We start from the raw sequence: 6075 nt of genomic DNA on the forward strand, positions 1-6075 counted from the left end.
GATGCGCCCGGGGCGGGGGCTTGACCCCGCCCACGGCCGCGTGGCTTTGGGATGCGTCCGGGGCGGAGCGAAGCCCCTACGCTTGTTCAGTGACATCCTCTTCGGCGCGCTCGAGGGCGCTGCCGATGCTGAAGTATTTCGCTTCAGGATGGTGGATGACAATCGCAGCCGTCGATTGTTCGGGAACCAGTTGGAAGGCGTCGGTCAGGTTCAACCCGATCTGGTCGGCGGGCAGGATCTGGAAGAGCTTGGTGTGCTCGGCGAGATCGGGGCAGGCGGGATAGCCCCACGAGTAGCGTTTGCCCCGGTCTTCGCCCAGTCCGAGGCTCTGCCGGATCAGGCGATTGGTGTGTTCGGCCAGCGCTTCGGCGAGCGAAACGGCGAGCCCGTGGATGTAGTAGCTGCGGCTGTAATCGCCCTGATGCTGCAACGCCTCGGTCAGGTCGTCCACTTTGCGGCCCATCGTCACGAGTTGGAACGCGGCGACATCGTAGTCGCCGCTGGCGACGCTCTTGAAATAGTCGCTGAGGCAGAGCCGTTCGCGGGCGGGTTGGCGTGGGAAGGTAAAGCGCGTCAATTCACGGGCGCGGTCGCTTGGGTCATAGACGATCAGGTCGTGCCCCGCAGATTGCACGGGGAAGTAGCCGTAGGCGACCTGTGGTTCAAGCCAGCCGTCGCGGGTGGCCTCACGGATGAGCTCGCGAACCTTCTGGTCAAACTCGGTCTTGAGTTGTTCCCACTCGGCACCTTTGGCATTCTTGGCACCCCATTGCAGCCGATAGAGCGCGTTGCGGTCGAGGCAGGCGACGACATCATCGAGGCGAATGCGGTTCGTCGCCTTGGCCCCCCAGAAGGGCGGTACGGGCACGGTGATATCGGTACGCACCGCCGAGCGCACGTCGGCACTGGTCATGCTCGCCTTGCCGATCGCATCGAGCGCGACCCGTCCGGTCTGGCGCTGCTGGAGCACCCCGGCAGCGGCGGCGAGCGTCGCCTGCACAAAGTTGTCGCGTTGGGCCGGATCGCTCAGGCGATCCATCGTCTCGAGCCCCTCGAAAGCATCTTTGCAATAGAAAACCCCGGCATCATACGGCTCTTCTTCACCAACAAAAGAGATCCGTTGACCATACTGTTTATTGATCGCCGCGCCCCCAACCAGCACCGGAAAACTGAGCCCGCGCTTGTGCAATTCTTGCACGCAAAGGGGCATCTGCTTGCTGGTACTGACGAGCAGGGCCGAGAGCCCGATCGCATCGGCCCCGACCTCAAGCGCCTTCTCGATAATCGTATTGATTGGCACCTGCTTGCCCAGATCATAGACGGTATAGCCATTATTGGACAAAATCGTATTGACGAGATTCTTGCCGATATCGTGGACATCGCCATAAACCGTCGCGAGCACCACCTTGCCCTTGGTTGAACCTTCGAGTTTATCGAGGTACTGTTCGAGGCGGGCGACCGACTTCTTCATCACTTCAGCGCTTTGCAACACAAACGGCAGAATCAGTTGCCCCGAGCCAAAGAGATCGCCGACCTCTTTCATTGCTGGCAGCAGCACATTATTGAGCACTGCCACAGCCTCGACGCCCTGGGCCGACGCACCCTCGGCATTCTTCAGGCGCACCTGCGGATCGCTGAGGCTCAGCCCGTGAACCTGGAGGCGCAGTTCAACCGCCTCATCAATATCGGCCTCGATGCCCTCCTTCTTGCGATTGAGGATCTTCCAGTGCAGGCGCTGATCGACGTGCATGTCGGCCGTCGGATCAGTACGCTCCTGCTCGTTCGTTTTGCCATGCTGCTCGAAATAGTTAATAAAGCGTGCCAGCGCATCCTCGCGCCGATTAAAGATCAGATCCTCGCAGAGTTCACGTTCCTCGGGGGGGATCTGGGCATACGCAGTGACGTGGGCCGGATTGATGATCGCCGTATCGAGGCCAGCCGCGACCGCGTGATAGAGGAAGACCGAATTGAGCGCAGCGCGGGCATGCACAGCCACGCCAAAGCTGAGGTTGCTCACGCCAAGGGTCGTAAAGCAGCCGGGAATGTGGCTCTTGACGAGCCGAATGCCCTCAAGCGTTTCGACCGCTGCATTGCGCAACTCTTCCTGACCAGTGGTAATGGGGAAGGTCAGCACGTCAAAGATCAGGGCTTCGGCGGGCACGCCATACTCATCGTGGGCAAGTTGGGCCAGGCGTTGGGCCACGGCGAGCTTGCGTTCGCGGGAATGGGTCATGCCCTCTTCGTCAATCGTCATTGCGACCGTCGCGGCCCCGAAACGGGCAACGAGCGGCATCACCTGATCAAACTTTTGGCCGCGCCCGCCTTCGAGCGACACCGAATTGACGATCGCGCGACCGGGATACATCGCCAGCGCAGCCTCGAGCACATCGGGCTCGGTCGTATCAATGACGAGCGGCAATTCGACATTCATCGTCAGCTTTTTGAGCAGCGTCACCATCTGTTCGCGCTCATCGGGACGCTCGGTCATCGCGACACAGACATCGAGCATATGCGAGCCGCTATCAACCTGTTCGCGGGCGACCTCAAGCACGCCATCATAGTCATCATTGATGAGCAGGCGCTTGACCTTGCGCGAGCCAAGCGTATTGACGCGCTCGCCAATCATCGTCAGCGTGCCATCCTGCTTGAGCGCAGCGGCACGAATACCCGACGAAACACTCGGGATATACTCGATCTCACGCAGCGTTGGGACTCGATTATAGCCAATCTGCGCCCGCAGGGCTGCGATATGGGCAGGGGTCGAGCCACAACAGCCACCGATGACCGCCACGCCATACTCATCAACAAACTCACCGAGAATGCGCGCAAAGGGTTCTGGCGTCATCGGGTAAACCGTCTGCCCATCAACCTCCATGGGAAGACCGGCATTGGGAATGCACGAGATCGGCTTGCGTGAGTGCGCGGTCATATACTGAATAGCCGCACGCATATGCTCGGGGCCAGTCGAGCAATTGAGCCCGATCACATCAGTCGGCATCGCTTCCAGCGTGGCAATCAGGGCGGGCACATCAGTGCCGAGCAACATGCGCCCAGAGAGATCGAGGAAGACCTGGGACTGGACGGCGACATCGGGGCGTTGCAACGCGGCCTTGGCGCGACGAATGCCATCGAGGGCCGCCTTGACCTCGAGAATATCCACACTCGTCTCGACCAGCAAGAGATCGACGCCACCCTGGATCAACCCAATGGCCTGCTCATAGAAGATCGCGCTGAGTTCATCAAAGGTAATATCCGAGAGCGCCGGATCATCCGAAGAGGGGAGTTTACCGGTCGGCCCCATCGAACCGGCGACATAACGAGGGCGACCATCGGCGGCCTCGAAGCGGTCGGCCACCGAACGAGCGAGGGCCGCAGCGGCCCGATTGAGCTCGATGGTCTGCTCACCAAGCCCCCACTCCTCAAGGCGCAGACGGGTCGACTGGAAGGTACAGGTCTCGAGCACATCGGCCCCGGCCTCAAGGAACGACGCATGGATCGCCCCAATGACATCGGGGCGGGTCATCACCAGATAATCCCGATTGCCAAAGGTTTGCTCGCCACCATAATCTTCAACGGTCAAATCGTAGGTATCAATACTAGTGCCCATCGCACCATCAAAAATCAACACACGCTGCGTCAGGGCTTCCAGATAGGTCGGCTTCTTTTGGCTCACAGGAATAGCTCCATTATGTTACGTTAGTTTGTTAACAGTATACCCGATCTAGCACCTTCCACAGCATAACACGTGGGTGTGTACCAGGGTTGATGCAAAGTCCCAGGAGGGTTAGATAGCGTCCGCAGATTTCGCAGATGCGGAAGCTGTAATCTGCGAAATCTGCGGACGATCAGAATGTCTTTGCATCAGCCCTGGCGGAACAGCCCTCGCACGAATAAACACGCTCTCGGTATACTACAATATGGTGAGTAGCATACCGAAAGTTATGCAGCGCTGTCCGTAGGATACCCTGATGCCATTTGATATTCGACTTTCCAGCGATGCCAAGCGCGACATCCAAGCCTTCCGCGTGGTTGACCGGCGAAAAGTGCTCAATGCGCTCGATATAGCAGTCCTGTTTGGATTGTAAACAGGAGTGCCGGCTTTAGTCGGCTAAAGCCGGCACTCCGCCTGAGAGTTGATGAGATTCGCGTCTTTTACGATGTTATTGAGCAGGATGTTGTGATTATCGCCGTCATTCACAAAGCATTCGCCGCTGCATGGCTTGCGCGTGAAGGCTTTGTCGCTCCTGAAAGCGCACGACCGCCAGAAGGCGAAGACGAGGAGGATAGCGCATCATGAAAACGATCAGTGTGACCGATTTACAGCACGCGACGGCGCATTATCTTGAGCTTGCCGCAGAAGAGGATGTGATTATTCTCAAAGACGGCAAGCCGCTCGGTGTGCTCCGTGGCCTGACAGAAGCGGATGATCTGTTCGATTATCAGCTTGAAGCGCATCCGCTCTTCATCGAACGTGTCCGACGTGCACGAAAAGAATACCTTCTGGGGAAAAGCGAGCGTCTTGACGCCATACGTGACGAGCTTTTAAGCGCACCAGACCCGGAATAAGCAAGGAAGCGCTGTTCCGGTGGACAAGGTCAAGGTCAAAAAGGATCCCATTCTATGGGATCCTTTTTGTGCAATGCGGGTGTTCACGCTGATCGCTCCGGTTGTTGCAACGGATCAGCGGCGATTGCATTTTGTGGGGAATATACGGACGGCATCCGTACCTCCGTTTAGAACCGCACCTCCCAAAGATCGCGCTCGGGCTGATAGTGTTGCGAGGATGTTCCCCCGACACCGTGGTAGTGCAGCATGCCAGCGTGGGTCATGATCTGCTTGTACTGCATATAAATGGAGGTACGATATGGTACGTGTGGACACGTCAAGCCCCTTGTTCAAATGAACATGCAAAACGCGTGGATTATATTGGGACAAAAAGCAAAGGAACATCCCGGCTAATAAAACCGGAGGTGCTCAAGAAAGTTCTCTTGGATTGGGAGGAGTCGGAGATTTGAGAAACTACGATGCAAAGGCATCTGTAAAACTGCGCAAGCCATAGTGCCCCCACAACTGCTCCCAGAAACAAGGAACGCGGTACAGCGCTGAAGCTGTACCGCGTTCTGATGTGGAGCGGGCGACGCGACTCGAACGCGCGACCATCTGCTTGGAAGGCAGATGCTCTACCACTGAGCTACGCCCGCGTTGGGCTTATTCTACTATAGCCTGGCTCTTGTTGCAAGATCCGAAAGGGTTGTACCCAGGGCAATTGCATCATACGAAACCGGATACAACAAGTCGCTCTCTATCACACTCGCTGTTTTCAAACCACTTTCGGCAAAGTCGGGATCATCCCCGCGCTGCCTGGGCATCGACGACTTCGCGCTGCGCAAAGGTCAGGTCTATGGCACGCTGCCGCCGCGTACTTGCTCGCGCTTCCGAAGCGACGCCTCCTGCACGGAAAGTGCGGGAGAGCCACTTTTCACTTGACAAAAACACAAAAAGCCGTGCCTGAGGAGTATGGCGGGCACGGTGCCAACCCGCTGGAGGTGGCCTTGGCTCAGGAGCGCCTGGCCCGCGGCGACGGCGCGGTCGCGTTGGCGGCCACGATGCATCTTGGCTACGTGGGGATGCAGACTCAGACGCGCTCGTGGCCGTCAGCTCTCTTTGCCCGAATCTGCCGCGAGGTCGTCGCGGAGGGTGCGCTGATCAATACCGCTGCGAGCGAGCCTGTATGCAGGGCAGTTGCCAGTTGGCGCGAGCGAGGCGCTGGTGCTCAATGATCGCAACGGTGAGCCTGACCAGGATGGCATCTCACACTGTCTCAACGATCTCCAGATTGGGAACATGATTGTGACGGTGCAACACCACCATGATATGCGCACGGTGCCCTGTCTCACCCCCGGCGAGACGGTCAGGCTGATGACGCTTGTGCAGTAACAGGCGCAACTATAGGCGCAGCTCAGGCCGGGAAGCCTCGCTACGCCAATGGGGAGCCGCTGCTTGCCCACCGCGCTGGCGGCTCAATCATCCCCGCCACGCGACTCGCCGCCGCCCTCATCACCAAAGGTGGCGATC

4 protein-coding genes and 1 tRNA gene are annotated in these 6075 nt (G+C 58.4%); 3 read left to right on the forward strand and 2 right to left on the reverse strand.

Going from position 1 to position 6075, the window contains the following annotated elements; genetic code table 11:
* Positions 1-76 precede the first annotated feature (76 nt).
* On the reverse strand, positions 77-3607 hold the full coding sequence (gene metH, locus EKD05_RS21840; RefSeq protein WP_370374932.1) for a methionine synthase: 3531 nt from the start codon (positions 3605-3607) through the stop codon (positions 77-79).
* Between the two features lie 686 nt (positions 3608-4293).
* Between metH and EKD05_RS21845 the strand changes: the two genes are divergently transcribed.
* Positions 4294-4566 carry a type II toxin-antitoxin system Phd/YefM family antitoxin gene (locus tag EKD05_RS21845; RefSeq protein WP_129677132.1) on the forward strand — a complete coding sequence of 91 codons (273 nt, stop codon included), beginning with the start codon at positions 4294-4296 and terminating at the stop codon, positions 4564-4566.
* Positions 4567-5126: 560 nt separating this feature from the next.
* Here the strand turns inward: EKD05_RS21845 and EKD05_RS21850 are convergent.
* A tRNA-Gly gene (locus EKD05_RS21850) sits at positions 5127-5201 on the reverse strand.
* Positions 5202-5483: 282 nt separating this feature from the next.
* Between EKD05_RS21850 and EKD05_RS21855 the strand changes: the two genes are divergently transcribed.
* Both EKD05_RS21855 and EKD05_RS26020 read left to right on the forward strand, forming a co-directional pair.
* Positions 5484-5780, forward strand: coding sequence for an acyl-CoA dehydrogenase family protein (locus EKD05_RS21855; protein WP_205704035.1), 297 nt, complete (start codon positions 5484-5486; stop codon positions 5778-5780).
* On the forward strand, positions 5770-5937 hold the full coding sequence (locus EKD05_RS26020; protein ID WP_165360884.1) for a hypothetical protein: 168 nt from the start codon (positions 5770-5772) through the stop codon (positions 5935-5937). Before EKD05_RS21855 ends, EKD05_RS26020 begins: the two co-directional genes overlap by 11 nt.
* The last annotated feature ends 138 nt before the right edge of the window (positions 5938-6075 follow it).

It is taken from the genome of Candidatus Chloroploca sp. Khr17, from assembly GCF_004138165.1.
GTDB lineage: Bacteria > Chloroflexota > Chloroflexia > Chloroflexales > Chloroflexaceae > Chloroploca.

Bases quoted from the DNA above. Each gene is read 5' to 3' on its own strand.
- metH (WP_370374932.1), bottom strand. From the start codon at position 3,607: ATGGGCACTAGTATTGATACCTACGATTTGACCGTTGAAGATTATGGT.
- EKD05_RS21845 (WP_129677132.1), top strand. From the start codon at position 4,294: ATGAAAACGATCAGTGTGACCGATTTACAGCACGCGACGGCGCATTAT.